The organism is Catenulispora sp. GP43 (assembly GCF_041260665.1).
Classification (GTDB): domain Bacteria; phylum Actinomycetota; class Actinomycetes; order Streptomycetales; family Catenulisporaceae; genus Catenulispora.
On the sequence record NZ_JBGCCT010000029.1, the window covers coordinates 1 to 16,765 of the forward strand.

17 protein-coding genes are annotated in these 16,765 nt (G+C 71.8%); 6 read left to right on the top strand and 11 right to left on the bottom strand.

Annotation, left to right across the window (positions count from 1 at the left end; all coding sequences use genetic code 11):
- Window positions 1-132 precede the first annotated feature (132 nt).
- Entirely contained in the window at window positions 133-903 is a 771-nt protein-coding gene (gene fabI / locus ABH926_RS40670) for an enoyl-ACP reductase FabI (protein ID WP_370371590.1), read from the bottom strand.
- Window positions 904-905: 2 nt separating this feature from the next.
- Window positions 906-1,610 carry a 3-oxoacyl-[acyl-carrier-protein] reductase gene (gene fabG / locus ABH926_RS40675; protein ID WP_370371592.1) on the bottom strand — a complete coding sequence of 235 codons (705 nt, stop codon included), beginning with the start codon at window positions 1,608-1,610 and terminating at the stop codon, window positions 906-908.
- A gap of 157 nt (window positions 1,611-1,767) precedes the next feature.
- Between fabG and ABH926_RS40680 the strand changes: the two genes are divergently transcribed.
- From ABH926_RS40680 to ABH926_RS40695, 4 genes are all read left to right on the top strand, one after another.
- Entirely contained in the window at window positions 1,768-3,279 is a 1,512-nt protein-coding gene (locus ABH926_RS40680; RefSeq protein WP_370371594.1) for a TldD/PmbA family protein, read from the top strand.
- The gene (locus tag ABH926_RS40685; RefSeq protein ID WP_370371596.1) at window positions 3,276-4,691 is read left to right on the top strand and encodes a metallopeptidase TldD-related protein; all 1,416 of its coding nucleotides are present in this window, start codon (window positions 3,276-3,278) and stop codon (window positions 4,689-4,691) included. The genes ABH926_RS40680 and ABH926_RS40685 overlap by 4 nt, the downstream gene beginning before the upstream one ends.
- A 101-nt stretch (window positions 4,692-4,792) precedes the next feature.
- Window positions 4,793-5,176, top strand: coding sequence for a DUF3099 domain-containing protein (locus tag ABH926_RS40690; protein WP_370371598.1), 384 nt, complete (start codon window positions 4,793-4,795; stop codon window positions 5,174-5,176).
- A 216-nt stretch (window positions 5,177-5,392) separates the two neighbouring features.
- Window positions 5,393-5,629 (top strand): hypothetical protein, encoded by a 237-nt coding sequence (locus tag ABH926_RS40695; RefSeq protein ID WP_370371600.1) that lies wholly within the window; start codon window positions 5,393-5,395, stop codon window positions 5,627-5,629.
- A gap of 51 nt (window positions 5,630-5,680) precedes the next feature.
- Here ABH926_RS40695 and ABH926_RS40700 read toward each other — a convergent pair whose 3' ends face one another.
- The gene (locus ABH926_RS40700) at window positions 5,681-6,487 is read right to left on the bottom strand and encodes an isocitrate lyase/phosphoenolpyruvate mutase family protein (RefSeq protein WP_370371602.1); all 807 of its coding nucleotides are present in this window, start codon (window positions 6,485-6,487) and stop codon (window positions 5,681-5,683) included.
- Between the two features lie 142 nt (window positions 6,488-6,629).
- The gene (moaA, locus tag ABH926_RS40705) at window positions 6,630-7,619 is read right to left on the bottom strand and encodes a GTP 3',8-cyclase MoaA (protein WP_370371604.1); all 990 of its coding nucleotides are present in this window, start codon (window positions 7,617-7,619) and stop codon (window positions 6,630-6,632) included.
- 258 nt (window positions 7,620-7,877) lie between these two features.
- Between moaA and ABH926_RS40710 the strand changes: the two genes are divergently transcribed.
- Together ABH926_RS40710 and ABH926_RS40715 are read left to right on the top strand one after the other, a co-directional pair.
- On the top strand, window positions 7,878-8,675 hold the full coding sequence (locus tag ABH926_RS40710) for a LuxR C-terminal-related transcriptional regulator (RefSeq protein ID WP_370371606.1): 798 nt from the start codon (window positions 7,878-7,880) through the stop codon (window positions 8,673-8,675).
- A gap of 57 nt (window positions 8,676-8,732) precedes the next feature.
- Window positions 8,733-9,647, top strand: coding sequence for a D-alanyl-D-alanine carboxypeptidase family protein (locus tag ABH926_RS40715; RefSeq protein ID WP_370371608.1), 915 nt, complete (start codon window positions 8,733-8,735; stop codon window positions 9,645-9,647).
- A gap of 96 nt (window positions 9,648-9,743) precedes the next feature.
- On the opposite strand, the gene ABH926_RS40720 is transcribed toward ABH926_RS40715, so the two are convergent.
- The 7 genes from ABH926_RS40720 to ABH926_RS40750 form a co-directional block, all read right to left on the bottom strand.
- On the bottom strand, window positions 9,744-10,235 hold the full coding sequence (locus ABH926_RS40720) for a DUF1003 domain-containing protein (protein WP_370371609.1): 492 nt from the start codon (window positions 10,233-10,235) through the stop codon (window positions 9,744-9,746).
- A 123-nt stretch (window positions 10,236-10,358) separates the two neighbouring features.
- Window positions 10,359-10,754: a large conductance mechanosensitive channel protein MscL gene (gene mscL / locus ABH926_RS40725; protein WP_370371611.1), complete on the bottom strand. Its 396-nt coding sequence runs from the start codon at window positions 10,752-10,754 to the stop codon at window positions 10,359-10,361.
- A 153-nt stretch (window positions 10,755-10,907) separates the two neighbouring features.
- Window positions 10,908-11,993 carry a serine protease gene (locus tag ABH926_RS40730; protein WP_370371613.1) on the bottom strand — a complete coding sequence of 362 codons (1,086 nt, stop codon included), beginning with the start codon at window positions 11,991-11,993 and terminating at the stop codon, window positions 10,908-10,910.
- A gap of 363 nt (window positions 11,994-12,356) precedes the next feature.
- The gene (locus ABH926_RS40735; protein ID WP_370371614.1) at window positions 12,357-13,622 is read right to left on the bottom strand and encodes an amidohydrolase family protein; all 1,266 of its coding nucleotides are present in this window, start codon (window positions 13,620-13,622) and stop codon (window positions 12,357-12,359) included.
- Window positions 13,622-14,956 (bottom strand): amidohydrolase family protein, encoded by a 1,335-nt coding sequence (locus tag ABH926_RS40740; RefSeq protein ID WP_370371616.1) that lies wholly within the window; start codon window positions 14,954-14,956, stop codon window positions 13,622-13,624. Before ABH926_RS40740 ends, ABH926_RS40735 begins: the two co-directional genes overlap by 1 nt.
- Before the next feature lie 17 nt (window positions 14,957-14,973).
- On the bottom strand, window positions 14,974-15,870 hold the full coding sequence (locus ABH926_RS40745) for an SDR family NAD(P)-dependent oxidoreductase (protein ID WP_370371618.1): 897 nt from the start codon (window positions 15,868-15,870) through the stop codon (window positions 14,974-14,976).
- On the bottom strand, window positions 15,860-16,678 hold the full coding sequence (locus ABH926_RS40750; RefSeq protein ID WP_370371620.1) for an acetoacetate decarboxylase family protein: 819 nt from the start codon (window positions 16,676-16,678) through the stop codon (window positions 15,860-15,862). Before ABH926_RS40750 ends, ABH926_RS40745 begins: the two co-directional genes overlap by 11 nt.
- Window positions 16,679-16,765: the final 87 nt, after the last annotated feature.

Sequence of the window (16,765 nt, forward strand, 5' to 3'; positions counted from 1 at the left end):
GTCCCGCGCGCGGCGGGGGGGGGCCGCCCGGCCCCCCCCACCCCCGCCCCCCGGGGCCCGCCCGACACCAACGTCTCCGGCCGCGCGCGGCGGCCCCCGGCCGCTTTGTCCGGCCACAGCGTTCGGCGAAGCTCAGGCGCCCATCGCGTGCATGCCGCCGTCGACGTGGATGATCTCGCCGGTGGTCCGCGGGAACCAGTCCGACAGCAGCGCGACGATCCCGCGCGCGGTCGGCTCCATGTCGAGCAGGTCCCAGCCGATCGGCGCGCGCTCGTCCCACACGCCGTCGAACTTCTCGAAGCCGGGGATCGACTTGGCGGCCATGGTCTTCAGCGGGCCGGCCGAGATCAGGTTGCTGCGGATGCCGCGCGGGCCGAGGTCGCGGGCCAGGTAGCGGGAGGTGGACTCCAGCGCCGCCTTGGCCACGCCCATCCAGTCGTAGCCCGGCCAGGCCACCTGGGCGTCGAAGTCCAGGCCGACCACCGAGCCGCCGGACTCGGGGAACAGGTCCAGCAGGGCCATGGTCACCGACTTCAGCGAGTACGCCGAGACGTGGACCGCGGTCGCGACCGACTCCCAGGGGGTGTTCAGGAAGTTGCCGCCGAGGGCGTCCTGCGGGCCGAACGCGATGCTGTGGACGATCCCGTCCACGCCGTCCATGTACTGCTTCACGTTGTCCGCGAGCGCCGCCAGGTGCTCGGCGTTGGTCACGTCGAGCTCGATCACCGGCGCGTCGCCGTTGGGCAGCTTCTTGGCGATCCGCTGGGTCAGCGACGGCCGCGGGAACGCGGTCAGCACCACCTGCGCGCCCTCCTCCTGCGCGATGCGCGCGGCGTGGAAGGCGATGGAGGAGTCGGTGAGCACACCGGTGACGACGATGCGCTTGCCTTCGAGGATTCCCATGCTCAGTGCCCCATTCCCAGTCCGCCGTCAACCGGGATGACGGCTCCAGTGATGTACGCGGCGTCCTCGGAGGCCAGGAACCGCACCACGCCGGCGATCTCGTCGGTGGAGGCGTACCGGTTCAGCGGCACCTGCTTGAGGATCTCGGCCTTGCGGTCGTCGGACAGGACCGCGGTCATGTCGGTCTCGACGAAGCCCGGGGCCACGACGTTGCAGGTGATGCCGCGCGAGCCGATCTCGCGGGCCACCGAGCGCGCGAAGCCGACCAGGCCGGCTTTGCTGGCGGCGTAGTTGGCCTGCCCGGCCGAGCCGGACAGCCCGACCACCGAGGAGATCAGGACGATGCGGCCGCGCTTGAGGCGCAGCATGCCCTTGCTGGCGCGCTTGGCGACCCGGAAGGAGCCGACCAGGTTGGTGTCCAGCACCGCCTCGAAGTCCTCGTCGCTCATCCGGAGCAGCAGCGTGTCGCGGGTGATGCCGGCGTTGGCGACCAGCACCTCGACCGGGCCCTGCTGGGCCTCGACCTCGCCGAAGGCGCGGTCGACGTCCTCGGCCGAGGTCACGTCGCACTTCACCCCGAACAGCCCCTCGGGGACCTCGCCCGAGCGGTAGGTGATCGCGACCTTGTCCCCGCTCGCCGCGAAGGCCTTCGCGATGGCCAGGCCAATTCCCCGGTTTCCCCCCGTGACCAGTACGGACCGGCTCAATTCAGCACCTCTGTTCTTCTTCTTCAAGACGTCCGTGCCAAGCTATCGGGCTACCCGGCGGTAGCCGCAACCGCAGGGGGCATAGATCGTCGGGCGTCAGCTTTGTAGGACCTCCACAACCGGGCTCGGGGCCCTCGTTCCGGTTAGGTTGGGCGGTATGACCGTAGACGAGTCCTTCACCTCGCTCCCCCTGGGCGATCTCGCCGAGGCGGCGCTGTCCCGGGCGCGCGACCTGGGCGCCGAGCACGCCGACTTCCGCGTCGAGACCGTCCGCTCCCAGCACATCAACCTGCGCGACGGCAACGTCGACGGCGTCAGCGACTCCTCGGACAGCGGGCTGAGCGTGCGCGTCGTGTACGACGGCACCTGGGGCTTCGCCGCCGGCGTCGCGCTCACCGCGCAGAGCGCCGCCGCGCTGGCCGAGCAGGCCGTCGAGGTGGCCAGGGTGTCCAAGCCGGTGAACTCCGAGCCGGTGGTGCTGGCTCCGGAGCCGGTGCACGGCGAGCACGTGTGGATCTCCAGGTACCAGGTCAACCCCTTCGACGTGCCGGACACCGAGAAGATCGCGCACTTCCAGCGCTGGTCCGAGCGGCTGCTGGGGGCCGAAGGCGTGGCGCACGTGGACGCCGAGTTCCAGGCCGTGCAGGAGTGCAAGTACTTCGCCGACCTGGCCGGCAACCGGCTCACCCAGCAGCGGATCCGCACCGAGGGGGCCCTGACCGCGGTCGCGGTCGACGAGGAGACCGGCGCGTTCGAGACCATGCGCACCGTCGCGCCGCCGGTCGGGCGCGGCTGGGAGTTCTTCACCGGCAACGACGTCCACGACTGGGACGCCGAGCTCGACGCGCTGCCGGGCCTGCTGCGGGACAAGCTCGCCGCGCCGTCGGTGGAGCCGGGCGAGTACGACCTCGTCATCGACCCCTCGAACCTGTGGCTGACCATCCACGAGTCCATCGGCCACGCCACCGAGCTGGACCGCGCGCTCGGCTACGAGGCGGCCTACGCCGGGACCTCGTTCGCCACGCCCGACAAACTCGGCACCTTGGAATACGGCTCCCCCGCGATGTTCGTCACCGGCGACCGCGTCTCCGAGCACGGCCTGGCCACCGTCGGGTTCGACGACGAGGGCGTGCAGACGCAGCAGTGGGACATCATCAAGGACGGCGTCCTGGTCGGCTATCAGCTCGACCGGCGCATCGCACAGCTCAAGGGCCTCAACGGCGGCCGCTCCAACGGCTGCGCCTTCGCCGACTCGGCAGCCCACGTGCCGATCCAGCGCATGGCCAACGTCTCGCTCCAGCCGGCCGAGGACGGCCCGTCCGTCCAGGAGCTGATCTCGCGGGTGCGGCGCGGGCTCTACATCATCGGCGACAAGTCGTGGTCGATCGACATGCAGCGCTACAACTTCCAGTTCACCGGCCAGCGTGCGTTCCTGATCGAGGACGGCCAGATCAAGGGCCAGGTGAAGGACTTCGCCTACCAGGCCACGACCACCGACTTCTGGGGCGCGATGGAGGCGGTCGGCGGGCCGCAGACCTATGTCGTCGGCGGCTCCTTCCAGTGCGGCAAGGGCCAGCCCGGGCAGGTGGCGCCGGTCAGCCACGGCGCCCCGACCGCGCTGTTCCGCGGCATCCGCATCCTCAACACCGTCCAGGAGGCCGGGCAGTGAGCACCCAAGCCACACCTCAGCAGCTGGTCGACAAGGCGCTGGAGCTCTCCCGCGCCGACGGCGCCGTGGTCATCGTCGACGCCGGGACCGACGCCAACCTGCGCTGGGCCAACAACACCCTGACCACCAACGGCGTCTCGGCCGGGCAGCAGGTCACGGTCATCTCCATGAAGAACGGCGCGAGCGGCGCGGCCTCGGCCTCGGTCGGCGTGGTCGGCCGCTCCGGTGTGGACCTGTCCACCCTGGAGGACCTGGTCCGGGCCAGCGAGAAGGCGGCCGAGGAGTCCGGGCCGGCCGAGGACGCCAACGAGCTGATCGCCGGCCGGGTCTCGGCGGACTGGGACGAGGCGCCGGCGCAGACCGACATCTCGGTGTTCGCCGCGTTCGCCCCGGCGCTCGGCGAGACCCTCGCGGCCGCGCGCGCCGAGGGCAACCTGCTCTTCGGCTACGCCGAGCACAGCATGACCACCCAGTACCTGGGCTCCTCGGCGGGCCTGCGGCTGCGGCACGCGCAGCCCACCGGGTCGGTGCAGCTCAACGCCAAGTCCGGCGACCGGTCCCGCTCGGCCTGGACCGGGGTGCCGACCGCGGACTTCTCCGACGTGGACGTCGTGGCCGCCGGCCAGGACCTGGCGCGCCGCCTGGAGTGGGCCAAGCGCCGGATCGACCTGCCGGCCGGCCGGTACGAGACGCTGCTTCCGCCGACCTCGGTCGCCGACCTGATGATCTACGCCTACTGGTCGGCGGCGCTGCGGGACGCGGTGGACGGCCGCTCGGTGTTCAGCACGAGCGGCGGCGGGTCCCGGATCGGCGAGAGCCTGGCGGGCGCTTCGAAGGTCAAGCCCACGCTGCGCAGCGACCCGGCCGCGCCGGGTCTGGAGTGCGCCCCTTACGTGGACGCCTATTCCTCAAGTGCCGCGACGTCCGTTTTCGACAACGGGCTCGCGCTCGCGCCGACGGAGTGGATCAAGGACGGCGTGCTGGCCGCGCTGCCGGCGACCCGGCAGACCGCGGCCGCGGCGGACGCCCCGCTGACGCCGTTCGTCGACAACCTGATCCTGGAGGCGAACCCGGGCGGGACCGGTCCGTCGCTGGCCGAGATGACCGCCGCCACCGGCGACGGCCTGCTGCTGACCAGCATGTGGTACATCCGCGAGGTGGACCCGCAGACCCTGCTGCTGACCGGGCTGACCCGGGACGGCGTCTACAAGGTCGAGGGCGGCGAGGTGGTCGGCGAGGTCACCAACTTCCGGTTCAACGAGTCGCCGGTCTCGCTGCTGTCGCGGATCGCCGAGGCGGGCCGGACGGAGCGGACCTTCTCCCGGGAGTGGGGCGACTACTTCAACCGGACCGCGATGCCGGCGCTGCGGATCCCGGACTTCAACATGTCCTCGGTGAGCCCGGCCTCCTAGAACCCGGTCCCCGGCCTGCGCCGATGCCATATCAGGACCCCGCCGGCCCACTGCCGGCGGGGTCCTGTCCGCAGTCCCGACGGCGGGCGTAGCCTGGAGGTATGCGGATCGGCCGGGACAAGAACGCGCAGCAGGACGTCGTGTACGGGATCACCGACGCCCCGAAGCCGTTGAGCCAGGACATCCGGTCGCGCGAGTCGAAGTACCTGATGGCGATGGGGATAAGGATCGCGGCGTTCCTGCTGATCGTGATCCTGCCGATCGCCTGGCCGTGGAAGATCGGGCTGGCGGTGCTGGCGCTGGTGCTCCCCTACGTCGCGGTGGTCTACGCGAACGGCGGGCGCGAGCCGGAGCCGGGTGCGGACTCCCCGTATTCGCACGCCGAGCGGCGGGCGCTGCTCTCCGGGCAGGGCGGCCCGCCGGAGAACGACGACGACACGCCCGGGGAACCGATCTCCGGCCGGATCCTCGGCGACGACGACTGAGCCCGCCGACCGACTGAGCGGCATCGGTGCGCCGACCCGGGAAAAGTAAGGGGCCCATTCCCTTAGCGGGTCTACGCATGTCATACTTCTTACCTGCGCCCTGAACCCCCGTCGGGGCGCCACTTGCGGCGTCGAGCGGCTCCCCCCGTGGCCGTTCGACGCCGCGTCTCCTTCCCCCGAGAACACCGTCCGGCGGAGCTGTTCTATGGTGGCTTCGTGACCTCGGACGACTCCCCCGCCACCGCCATCTGCTCGGCGAAGGGCTGCCGCGCGCCGGCGGCGTGGAGCGTGGTCTGGAACAACCCGAAGCTGCACACGCCGGAGCGGCGGAAGGTGTGGCTGGCCTGCGAGGAGCACCGGGAGCACCTGGCCGACTTCCTGGATGTGCGCGGGTTCCTGATCGGAGTGGAGCCTTTCCAGCCGGGGTCGGGACAGCCAGACACGCAGGACTAGTGAGCTCGCGCCGGGCCCGGCCGGCCCGGCGGAAGCACCGTCATCGAGCGGTCAGCTCATCAAGCCGTTGAGCTCCGGGTAGGGCATCCCGCCCTCGACCGCCGTGTAAGTACCGCTCTTGGCCAGTTCCTCGGCGGCTCGCCGGACCAGCCCGTAAGCCGCCTCGGCGACGGCGGCGCCCAGGCTGACCCGCGCCACGCCGAGCGCGGCGAGCTCCGCGACCGCCGGCGCGCCGGGCCCGACCATCACGTTCAGCGGCGCGTCGATGCCCTCGACCAGGGCGCTGATCGTCTCCGGCGCCGACACCCCGGGCACGAAGATGCCGCTGGCGCCGGCCGCCAGATAGCGCTCGGCCCGGGCCAGGGTCTCGCCGAGCCGGTCCTCCGGCGCGCCGAGCCCGAACAGGAACACGTCGATGCGCGCGTTGACGAACAGCGGGATCCCCGCCTCGTCGGCGGCCCGGCGGGCGGCGGCGATGCGCGCGGCGAGCTCGGCCGGGTCGCGCGGGCCGTCCTCGATGTTGATGCCGACCGCGCCGGCCGCGATCACTTGGGCGACCGTCTCGGCCACGGCGTCGGCGTCCGGGCCGAAGCCGTCCTCGATGTCGGCGGTGACCGGCACGCTCACCGTGTCCACGACCCGGCGGATCAGCGCCACCGCGCGGTCGCGGTCCAGGTGGCCGCCGTCGGCCGCGCCCAGGCCCCAGGCCACACCGGCGCTGGTGGTGGCGACCGCGGGCGCGCCGGTGGAGGCGACGACCCGGGCGCTGGCGCCGTCCCAGGCGTTGGCCAGGGCCAGGGGCGTGCCGGGGACGTGCAGGGCGTGGAAGCCGGTGGCCTTGTCGTGCTGAGATGTCATGCGGCCAGCGAATCAGACGCCGCCGACACCCGCACTGGATTCGGCTGGAGCTGAATCCGGTGTCGCCCGCGGACCATGCCGCCTATCCGTGGAACGCGCCGCCAACCCACTGAGCGCGCCGCCACCCCGCGGAACGCGCCGCCTACCCGCCGATCGCCGACATCGGCCGCTCGGGCTGCACGAACCCCGGCTCGCCGATCCCGGCCGCGCGCTTCTTCCCCAGCATCGCCACCCGCCAGCGCTCGGCCAGCTCCTCGTCGCCCGCCCCGTCGCGCAGCGCGCCGCGCAGATCCGATTCCTCGCGCGCGAACAGGCAGGTGCGCACCTGGCCGTCGGCCGTCAGCCGCACCCGGTCGCACGCCCCGCAGAACGGCCGGGTCACACTCGCGATCACCCCGACCCGCCCCGGGCCGCCGTCCACCAGCCAGGTCTCGGCCGGCGCCGCGCCGCGGACCGCCGGGCCCTCGGGGGTCAGCTCGAACTCGCGGTGCAGGGCCGTCAGGATCTCGTCGGCGGTCACCATCTGCGAGCGGTCCCAGCCGTGCTGGGCGTCCAGCGGCATCTGCTCGATGAAGCGCAGCTCGTAGCCGCGCTCCAGACACCACCTGAGCAGGGCCGGGGCCTCGGCGTCGTTGACGCCGCGCATCAGCACGCTGTTCACCTTCACCGGCGTCAGCCCGGCCGCGGCCGCCGCCTCCAGGCCGGCGACCACATCGGCGAACCGGTCGCGGCGGGTCAGCTCGCGGAACACCGCGGGGTCCAGGGTGTCCAGCGAGACGTTGACCCGGTCCAGGCCGGCGGCCTTCAGCGTCGGGGCCAGGCGGGCCAGTCCGAGCGCGTTCGTCGTCAGCGAGATGCGGGGCCGGGGCTCCAGCCGCGCCACCTCGGCCACCAGCGCCGCCAGCCCCGGCCGGATCAGCGGCTCGCCGCCGGTGAAGCGCACCTGGTCCACACCCAGCAGCCGGACCGCGACGCCGATCAGGCGCAGGATCTCCTCGTCGGTGAGCAGTTCGGCCTTCGGCAGCCAGGGCAGTCCCTCGGCGGGCATGCAGTACGTACAGCGCAGGTTGCAGCGGTCGGTCAGGGACACCCGCAAGTCCGTCGCCGTTCTGCCGAACGTGTCGACCAGCATGTGCGCCCCTCTTCCGCCGAGCTTCGGGATCATCCCGCCTTACGATCCCAGCTTCTCAGAAGCACAGGTTGTTCCCGTCCACGGGCCGGAGCCTGCGCTTGCCGAGAATCTGTCGGGGCGGATGGGCGTTTCCGAGGCCGCTGAGGCTCGCTAGTCTGCTTGGTGTCCACTTTGACGGTGATGTCCTGCCGAGCAGCGCCACCATGGGCATCTCCCGCTACCGAAGCCCCCGCACCCGTAGCGATCGCAGGTGACTCCATGCCCTCTCCGGCCCAGCAGTCTTCTCCGGCCCAACAGCCTTCGCCGGCCCAGCTCACGCCCCGCCCCCGATCGGCGCCCGGAACCCGTGTCCCGACACCGGGCGAGGTGGGGCTGCGCCGGGTCCTGGCGGTGGCCGACGTCCTGCTCGGCGCGGTCGAGGAGGGCGAGCTGGTGGACCGGCTGCTGCCGGTGCTGCGCCGCTCGGTCCCGGCCGACACCGTGCTGTGGCTGGACTCCGAGCGGCGGCATCCGGGGACCTGCCGGGCCGAGCCGCCCGGATCGGTCGGCGCCGAGCAGGCCGCCGTGCTGGCCGCGCATGCCGACGATCCGCTGATGGCGGCGGCCTGGCACGGCCCGGGCACCGCGACGCGGCGCTCGGACCTGCACACCGACCACGAGTTCCACCGGCTGCCGGTCTTCGCCGCGCTGTTCGCGCCGCTGGGCGCCCGGCGCCAGCTGGTGATGGCCGTGCGGCCGGACCAGGAGCGGCGGATCGTCGTGCTCTTCAACCGCTCCTCCCCCGACTTCACGCAGCACGACGTGGCCGTCGCCGAGGCCGTGCGGCCCCGGATCGGCAGCGCGCTGGCCCGGTTCGGCGGGCCGGGACCGCGCCGGGAGAAGGTCTCGCCGCGCGAGGCCGACGTGCTGGACCTGCTGTGCCGGGGCCTGACGGACCGGCAGATCGCCACCCGGCTGGGGATCAGCCCGCGGACCGTGGACAAGCACCTGGAGCACGCCTACGTGAAACTCGGCGTCCGCTGCCGCGTGCAGGCGGCCACGCGCTGGCGGTCGTGACAGAACCGAGACACCGGGAATGGCAACGGAAAGGGTCTTTCGCACGTCTTCTCTGACATGGAACAGCGCGATCAGACGCCGCAGGAGCCTGCTGGCCGGGAGCCTGCTGCCCACGAGCCCGCTGCCGAGGACATCGGCCGCGCCGCGGCGGAGGCGGCGGCCCGGGCCGGCGAGTACGGACCCGGCGACGGCTACGCCGAACCGGCCGGCCGCCGGCCCAGGCGCTGGCTGATCGTCGGCGGTGTCGCGGTGGCCGCGCTGGCCGTGGCCGGCACCGCCGCGGCGCTCGCCGGCCGCTCGCACAACACGTCGAACGACACGGCCCTGAACGCGGCCGCCGCGCGCACCGAGCAGAGCCCCACGGTCCCGCCGACCACCCCGCAAAGCACCGCGGGCACCGACGGCACGACGGCCCCGACCACCCCGGGCATCTCGCCGACCTCGCCGACCTCGGGCACCAAGCCCACCTCGGCCCCGAAGACCCCGGCGACCAGCCCGAAGTCCTCGCCGAGCACGACCGGCGCCCCGACCGAGTCCGGGGACGGCGAGAACGGCGACTGCGAGAACACCAGCCATGACACCCCCGCCGACGAGGCGATGAAGTTCACCGGCATGACCCGGGGCACGCAGGCGGCGTTCCTGAGCGCCCAGAAGGCCGCCGAGGCCGCCGGCCTGAGCTTCGAGCTCAACTCCGGCTACCGTTCCGCGGCCTACCAGCAGCGCGTCTTCGACTGCTGGGTCAAGCAGCTCGGCTCGCCGCAGGCCGCGCGCCAGTACGCGCTCCCGCCGAGCGAGTCGGCGCATGTCCAGGGCTACGCCATGGACATCGCACCGCCCTCGGCCGCCTCGTGGCTGGAGTCCACGAAGGGCCAGTACGGGCTCTGCCGCCGCTACGAGGACGAGACCTGGCACTTCGAGTACCAGGCCCGCTACAAGACCCAGGGATGCCCGGCGCTGCTGCCGCACCCGTAGCCGCACTCATAGCCGCACCGATAGCCGCACCCATAGCCGCGACCGCGCGTCGCGGCCCGGCGCCGGGCTCCCCGGCGCCGTCGGCCGCGTCCGCCGCTACGCCTGCGGCAGCCGCGCGATCAGCTCGGCCAGCTGCTGGCTCTGCTCGGCGTGCTGGGCGCGCAGCGCCGAGAACTCCTCGGTGAGCACCTGCAGCATCTCCCGGGACTGGCAGTCCGCCTCGTAGTCGTGCTGCGCCAGCTCGCTGGCCACCTGGTCCGAGCGCTTGGCCGCGATCAGCAGGATCGCGCCCTGCAGCGCCGCCACGCAGGAGAGCACCAGGTTCAGCAGGATGAACGGGTAAGCGTCGAAGGTGTGCCCCGTCGACTTGTCCAGGATGACGTTGAGCGTCATCCACACAACCAGGAACCCCACGGCCACGAAGACGAACCCCCACGACCCCATGCTGTTGCGCATCGAGTCCGCGGCCCGCTCACCCCGGGTGAGCTGTTCGCCGGTACGCACTCCGGGGTGACGCCGCCAGCTGCCCGGGGATATGTGCTTGACGGCAGACTTCACGGTGGTCTTGAGCTGAGCTTGTGCGGTCATGCGAGCGAGTTTCGCAGAACGAGGTCACGGATTCGTCGCCGACCTGGATACTCTCCGCCGATCCACCGCCGGCCGTGTGAGAGTCCCGTGAGCGCCGCCGCTACCCGCCGCTACCCGGCGGCACTACTCGGCGTTGCGCTGCGCCGCCAGCAGGTCGCGGATCTCGGCCAGCAGCTGGACGTCGGTGGGCGCCGTCGCCTGCTCCGGGATGCCCAGCCGCGCCTTGCGCCGGTCGTTGAGGTGGTTGATCGGCATGACGATGAGGAAGTAGACCGCGGCCGCGATGCTCACGAAGCTGATGACGTTGGTCAGCAGGTCGCCGTAGGCGAACGTGGACTTGTTCAGCGTGAAGCTCAGCTTGGTGTAGTCCTGCTTGCCGAAGATCGCCGTGATCAGGGGCATGATGATGTCGCTGACCAGCGACTTGACGATCGCGCCGAACGCCGCGCCCATGACGACCGCGACCGCCAGGTCGACGACGTTGCCGCGCATCAGGAACTTCTTGAAACCGGAGAGCAAAATGCCAGCCTTCCACGAGTGGGGACGGCGGGCACCACGACGGCCCGCCGCGTCGGTGGGAGGCTAAATGGTACCGAACGCGATCTAGGGGCGGTTGCGCGTGTGTCGGATGTTATCTCACCCGACGGTATGGAATGCGCCGAAACGCCCCGGTCACGATGTCGCGCTCTGATACAACGCCTGGACGGCCGAGCCGAAGTAGGCGCTGTAGGACACGTCCGGGGTGTCGCCACCCTGCTGGTAGCCGCCGATCACGCCGGTGACGGTGCCCTTCTCGCCACTGGAGTCCACGTTGGTGAGGAACGGCGCGCCGGAGGTGCCGTCCGGATACCCGCGGCAGTCCCACTCGGTCTGGGTCGCGCTGAACTTCTTGGCCGGCGCGGCGCAGGTGATCGGCGTGTCCGAGCCCTGCGGGTAGGCCGGGACCGTGACCGGCATCCCGAAGCCCTGGTCGAAGGCGATCTGGTCGGCGCCGGTCACCGACTCCAGCGAGGCCCCGCTCGCCGACGGCGCCACCTGCAGGAACGCCACGTCCTCGTCCGGGTCGTCGGAGTTCTGCCAGTTCTGGGAGACCACGACCTTGGTGACCGGCCAGGAGCCGTAGGGCAGCTGGCCGTCGTGGAAGCCGGGGGCGAAGGCGATGTCGGACTTGGGGCCGTCACTGTAGACGCAGTGCGCGGCGGTGATGACCAGGTTCCCGGCCGCGCTGTGCACGACCGAGGCGCTGCAGAAGTGGCTGGAGACGCCGGAGTCCGGCTGGTACAGCACGCCGGCCACCGAGGTGCCGCCGAACGGCTTCCCGCTCGGCGAGCTCGTCGGCTGCGCCGGCGGGTCGACCGTGGAGCCGGGTCCGGCGGCCGCGGCGGCGGAGGTGCTCGCGGTGTCGCGGGCGGTCGGCTCCGGGGTGACGCGGCCGGGCGCGTCGGCGCTGCTCACGCCGGCCGCCAGCGCCGCGGGCGGGGCCGCGGCGGCCGCGCCCTGGGCCGGCGCCGAGGTCGAGCTCGAGGTCGAGAGGCTGGTCGACACGGCGGTCGTGGGCGCCGCGGGCTGCGCCGCGCCGTCGGCGGCCACCGCCTTGGCCGGGGAGGGCTTGCTGAACGCGGCGCCGAGCATCCCGGCGATCACCAGGAAGCCGGCCACCCCGGCGGCGAGCGCCGCGCGCCGGGCCCTGGCCCGCTTGCGGGCCTGGGCGCGCTGCCGCCTGCGTGCGACCCGCGACAGCCGGTCGGGAACCTCCATCGGCGTCACCCTCCGCTCACCTCAGACCTGTCCGCCGCGCGAGCGGCCGTTCCCGTGTCAGCCTGCCGTGCGGCATGTAAGCCGCAGGTACAGATACAGATGCAGATGCAGATCAACACGGAGGAGCAACCGCCGCCGCGAAGTGGCTCCGGTCCAAACAGCGAACCTCCAGGACCTGAGCGAGCGATGAAGGTACCCCGGGACCGCGCCGAACGGGAAGCGACCCGCCGGCCGGGTGAGGGCGGCGGATCGCCTGGTGCCATGTGCCGTGTTCCACGAGAGCTCGTATGCCCGTCGAGCCCCGGCTTAAGCTCCGGTTACCAAAAGGTACTGGTCAGGGATTCACTGAGACCACCGCGGGCCTCACCACACCCGGATCACGCTGTCGGCGCCGAAGGTCGGCGAGGTGGCGTCGGCCGGCGGCTGCTTCAGCGGCTCGTCGATCTCGGCGGCGGTCGGGCCCACCGCCGCCGCGATCCGGTCGAGCGCGGCGAGGTCGAAACCGTAGACCCGGGCCGCGTTGCCGCCGAGGATCGCGGTGATCTCCGCGTGCGGGAGCCTGGCGAAGGAGTTGCGCAGCGCTTCGCGCGAGTACGGGAAGGTGCCCTCGTCGTGCGGGTAGTCGCTGCCCCACATCAGCTTCTCCAGGCCGATGGCGTGCCGCAGCGGCACCTCGTCGGGCCGCATGAAGGAGGCGCCGAGGAAGAAGTTGCGCTTCCAGTACTCGCTCGGCGCCAGGCCCACCGCCTCGGCGATCCCGGCGCCGAACCGGCTCTCGGCGGTGACCGCGCCGGCGTCGTCCATCGCCGAGGACATCCGGCGGACCAGCGCGCGGTGGTAGTAGTCGAGCATCTCCAGGACGCCGGGCACCCAGCCGGAGCCCTGCTCGGTGAGCACGAACTTCAGGCCGGGGTGGCGCTTGAACGCGCCGCCGTAGATCAGGTGCCACAGGGCCCGGTGGGCGAACCAGGTGATCTCCATCATGAAGACCGCGCGGCCCGCCGGTTCCTGGCCGATCTCCGGGGAGGCCGAGCCGGCGTGGTGGTTGATCGGCATGTCGAGCTCTTCGCACACCGCCCACAACGGTTCGTACACGTCCGAGTACAGCTGCGGGACGGACGTCCCCGGCGGGGTGCCGGGCAGCAGGACGCCGCCGAACAGGCCGTGCTCCCGGGCCCAGCGGACCTCGGCGACCGCCTCGTCCATGTTCCCCAGCAGGACCTGGCAGGTGCCGGCGCGCCGGCCGGGCGCCTGGGCGCAGAAGTCGGCCATCCAGCGGTTGTGGGCGCGAAGGCCGGCCCAGCGCAGTTCGTACTCCTCGGCGGACGGCTGCTGGGCGCTCAGGGACATGCTCGGGTAGAAGGGCGGGATGGTGTTGGGGAACAGCACCTCGGCGACGATGCCGTCGCGCTCCAGGTCGGCCAGGCGGCGTGCGGAGTCCCAGTTGCGCTCGGCGTCGCCGTGCAGGAGGTCCTCGTACGGGTTCACGTACGCCGCGGCCCACGCGTCGAACTGCTCGTGGTACTTCGACTCCAGGTAGGGCCGGTAGTCCAGCAGATCGGCGCCGGCGTGGCCGTCGGCGGAGACGACCGTGTACCTCGCCGCGGCGACATCCGTCTTCCCGGTCATCACGACACCTCCGGTCCGACGCCCTCGGTGCGGTGGCCGCCGAGCGTGGCGCCGTAGCCGATGGCCGGGAAGTCGTGACCGGTCAGCCAGTGCCGGCCGACCTCGCGCGCGGCGGCCCAGCCGGCCGCCTCGCCGCCGCTCTGGCCGAGGTCGGAGGGCCGCAGGTTGATCCGCTCGGCGATCGACTGAAGCCTGGCGACGTCGAACCCGTACACCTCGGCGGCGGCCAGGCCGAGCATCCGGCGGGTCTCGTCGACCGGCATGTCGTGGAAGGCGGTCCTGAGCCACTTGCGGCTGTTCGGCCAGGTGCCCTCCGGGTGCGGGAAGTCGTTGCCCCACAGGATGTTGTCGATCCCGATCTCGTACCGGTGCGCGAGCTCTCGGCGCTTGGTGTTGGTCGCGCCGATGAAGCAGTTGCGGTCGAAGTACTCGCTCGGCGGCCGCTTCACCTCCTCGAACGGCGTGAGCTTCGCGGTGGCGTGGGCCCCGAGGTAGAGCCGGTCCATGAACCACAGCAGGTTCGGCGCCCACCAGCACCCGGCCTCGGTGACGCCGAACTTCAGACCCGGGAAGCGCTCGAACACCCCGGACCAGATCATGAACCACAGCGGCCGGGCCGGCCACCAGGTGACCTCGGAGACATAGATGCCCAGGTGGTCGCCGTACTCGTCGCGCGGGGCGACGCCGGAGTGGGTCGAGACCGGCATCTGGAGTTCCTCGCACGCCGCCCAGACCGGGTCGTAGCGGCGATCGTGATAGGGCGCCTTGTCCTCCCACATCGCCGGGATCATCACCGCGCCCAGGCCCGACTCCTTGGCCCGGCGGATCTCGGCGACCGCGGCGTCCACGTCGCCGGTGATCGGCACCAGCGCCACGCCGCGCCGGCGCTCCGGCGAGTGCGCGCACAGCTCGGCCAGCCAGCGGTTGTGCGCGCGGGCCCCGACCAGCGCCAGCTCCTGGTCCAGGCCGCCGGAGAAGGTCAGGCCGACCCCGAAGGGCGCGGCGGTGGTGGACTCCACGGCGTCGGCGTCCGGGAAGATCACCTCGGCGGTCACGCCGTCGGCGTCGAGCTCCTTGTCGCGCTGCGCGGAGTCCCAGCCGCCGCGCAGGCCCTCCTCGTGCTCCTCGAACCAGCTGCGCGCGAACTCGGGGTTGCGGACCCCGAGCCTGGTCGCGGCCTCGATGCGGGCGGCCTGCTCGGCCAGGAAATCGTCGAAGGCCGGGTGGTACTCGCTCTCGATGTAGGTGCGGTACTCCTCGGTCGGCAGCCCCGCATGGCAGTCGGAGGAGACGACGACGTACGGGCTGTTGTCGAACTCTGTCGGTTCAGGCATGGGACCTTTGACTCCCCTCAGTCAAGGATGAACTTCTCGAGGTAACCGGGGTTGGCGCGCTCGAGCATCGACTGCGAGCGCCGCCGGATCATGTCGTCGGAGCTGCCGCCGGTCGGCAGGATCCAGAAAGCGCCGGTCCTGATCCCCTCCAGAGCGTGCGCCGCGACCTCTTCGGGCTCGGTCATCTTCGCTTCGAGCCCGGCGTCCTTCATCGCCTGCTCCCAGCCTTCGAGGGTGGGATAAGGGTTCTGCCGGGGCTTGGTCTTCGCGTAGCGCTCGGGGCGGTTGCGGTAGCTCTCCCACAGTCCGGTGCGGACCATGTGCGGACCCGGGAAGAGCACGGACGCGCCGATCTTGGCGTCGGCCTGCTTCAGCTGCGCGTACAGCGCCTCGGTCATCGTGACGATCGACGCCTTCGTCACGGCGTAGACGCTGGCCGTGGGCAGCGGGGCGATGCCGCCGTCCGGGGAGCTGGTGTTGACGACGTGGCCCGGGGTTTCCTGGGCCAGCATGCGCGGCAGGAACGCCTGGATGCCGTGGAAGACGCCCCAGACGTTGACCGCGAAGGCCCACTGCCAGTCGGTGCGCTCGTGCTGCCACATCGGGCCCTCGGCGCCGGAGCCGACACCGGCGTTGTTGCAGAGCACGTCGACGCTCGGGAAGGCGGCGAAAGCCTGGTCGGCCAGGGCTTCCACGGACTCCGGCAGGGAGACGTCGGTGACCACGCCGATGGCCTTCGCCCCCTTGGCCGCCTGCTGATTCACCTCCGCGACGGCCTTGTCCAGCGCGGGTTCCTCGACGTCGGCGAGCACCACGTTCATGCCCTCGGAGGCGAACAGCCGCGCCATCGCCAGGCCGATGCCGCTGGCCGCCCCGGTCACGACCGCGGTCTTGCCAGGCAGGTCAGCCAGCATCGGGCACCCCCGCTGCGTCTTCGACGAGTACCGAGTCATGGACCTGCGCCGGGTCGTCGTAGCGCTGGTGCACGTAGGGCAGGATCTCGGTCGGGTCCAGCCGGGCCACGACCTCGCCGCGCTGGTCGGAGGTCTTCTCCCCGAAGGTGATCTCCACCAGCCGCAGCACCGGGAGGTCGGCGATCGGGTCGAGGTCGGACTCGCGGAGGATCACCTCGCCCTCGACGGTGTTCAGGGCCCTGGTCTTCTCGGTCCGCAGGCACCGCACCAGCAACGGATCGGCGTCGAAGCCGGAACCGTCCACCGCCGGCAGGAACTTCAGGTACCAGTCAACCTTGACGTAGGGCGCGGGCGGTTCGAGGGCCCCGGCGATCCGGCCGCGGATCTCGGCGAAGGTGACGCCGTGCCGGGTGACGGTGCCGGCGATCTGCTCGCCGTCCCGGTCGACGACGACCTCGGCCAGCTTCTTCGGCTCGCCGAAGACCTCGCGGCCGCCGATCAGCGAGCGCTCGGTGGTCATCGGCATGACCAGGCTGTACCAGCCCTCTTCGTCACCATGCGCGCAGGCCACGGAGATGGCTGCGGCACCAAGCGGCGAACCGAAGATGTCGACCTGGTTGATCGTGGCGCGCACGTACGGCTTGGCGGTGGGCTTCAGGGGCGGCGGCAGGACCTGCGCCAGGGCGTCGGGGTCGGTCTCCCAGACGGCGTGCACGCCGGTGGACCACAGGTCGGGGAGCTTCGAGGCGGATTCGCGGGCGGCGGCGACGGCTGCGAGGTCGCGCGGGCCATAACGCACTTTCGGCATATCTGACTCCTCGTCATAAGCCTTCTGTAACACCGTTACACCCGGGAGCGTGAAGGGTAAAGAGTCGTCGGTGGCGAGAGGATGGCT

What these genes read in the sequence shown, in the direction of transcription:
- ABH926_RS40715 (WP_370371608.1), top strand. Translation starts at nt 8,733, where the DNA reads ATGGAACAGCGCGATCAGACGCCGCAGGAGCCTGCTGGCCGGGAGCCT.
- ABH926_RS40745 (WP_370371618.1), bottom strand. Translation starts at nt 15,870, where the DNA reads ATGCTGGCTGACCTGCCTGGCAAGACCGCGGTCGTGACCGGGGCGGCC.
- ABH926_RS40730 (WP_370371613.1), bottom strand. Translation starts at nt 11,993, where the DNA reads ATGGAGGTTCCCGACCGGCTGTCGCGGGTCGCACGCAGGCGGCAGCGC.
- fabI (WP_370371590.1), bottom strand. Translation starts at nt 903, where the DNA reads ATGGGAATCCTCGAAGGCAAGCGCATCGTCGTCACCGGTGTGCTCACC.
- ABH926_RS40735 (WP_370371614.1), bottom strand. Translation starts at nt 13,622, where the DNA reads ATGACCGGGAAGACGGATGTCGCCGCGGCGAGGTACACGGTCGTCTCC.
- ABH926_RS40700 (WP_370371602.1), bottom strand. Translation starts at nt 6,487, where the DNA reads ATGACATCTCAGCACGACAAGGCCACCGGCTTCCACGCCCTGCACGTC.
- ABH926_RS40680 (WP_370371594.1), top strand. Translation starts at nt 1,768, where the DNA reads ATGACCGTAGACGAGTCCTTCACCTCGCTCCCCCTGGGCGATCTCGCC.
- ABH926_RS40720 (WP_370371609.1), bottom strand. Translation starts at nt 10,235, where the DNA reads ATGACCGCACAAGCTCAGCTCAAGACCACCGTGAAGTCTGCCGTCAAG.
- ABH926_RS40710 (WP_370371606.1), top strand. Translation starts at nt 7,878, where the DNA reads ATGCCCTCTCCGGCCCAGCAGTCTTCTCCGGCCCAACAGCCTTCGCCG.
- ABH926_RS40740 (WP_370371616.1), bottom strand. Translation starts at nt 14,956, where the DNA reads ATGCCTGAACCGACAGAGTTCGACAACAGCCCGTACGTCGTCGTCTCC.
- moaA (WP_370371604.1), bottom strand. Translation starts at nt 7,619, where the DNA reads ATGCTGGTCGACACGTTCGGCAGAACGGCGACGGACTTGCGGGTGTCC.
- ABH926_RS40750 (WP_370371620.1), bottom strand. Translation starts at nt 16,678, where the DNA reads ATGCCGAAAGTGCGTTATGGCCCGCGCGACCTCGCAGCCGTCGCCGCC.
- ABH926_RS40690 (WP_370371598.1), top strand. Translation starts at nt 4,793, where the DNA reads ATGCGGATCGGCCGGGACAAGAACGCGCAGCAGGACGTCGTGTACGGG.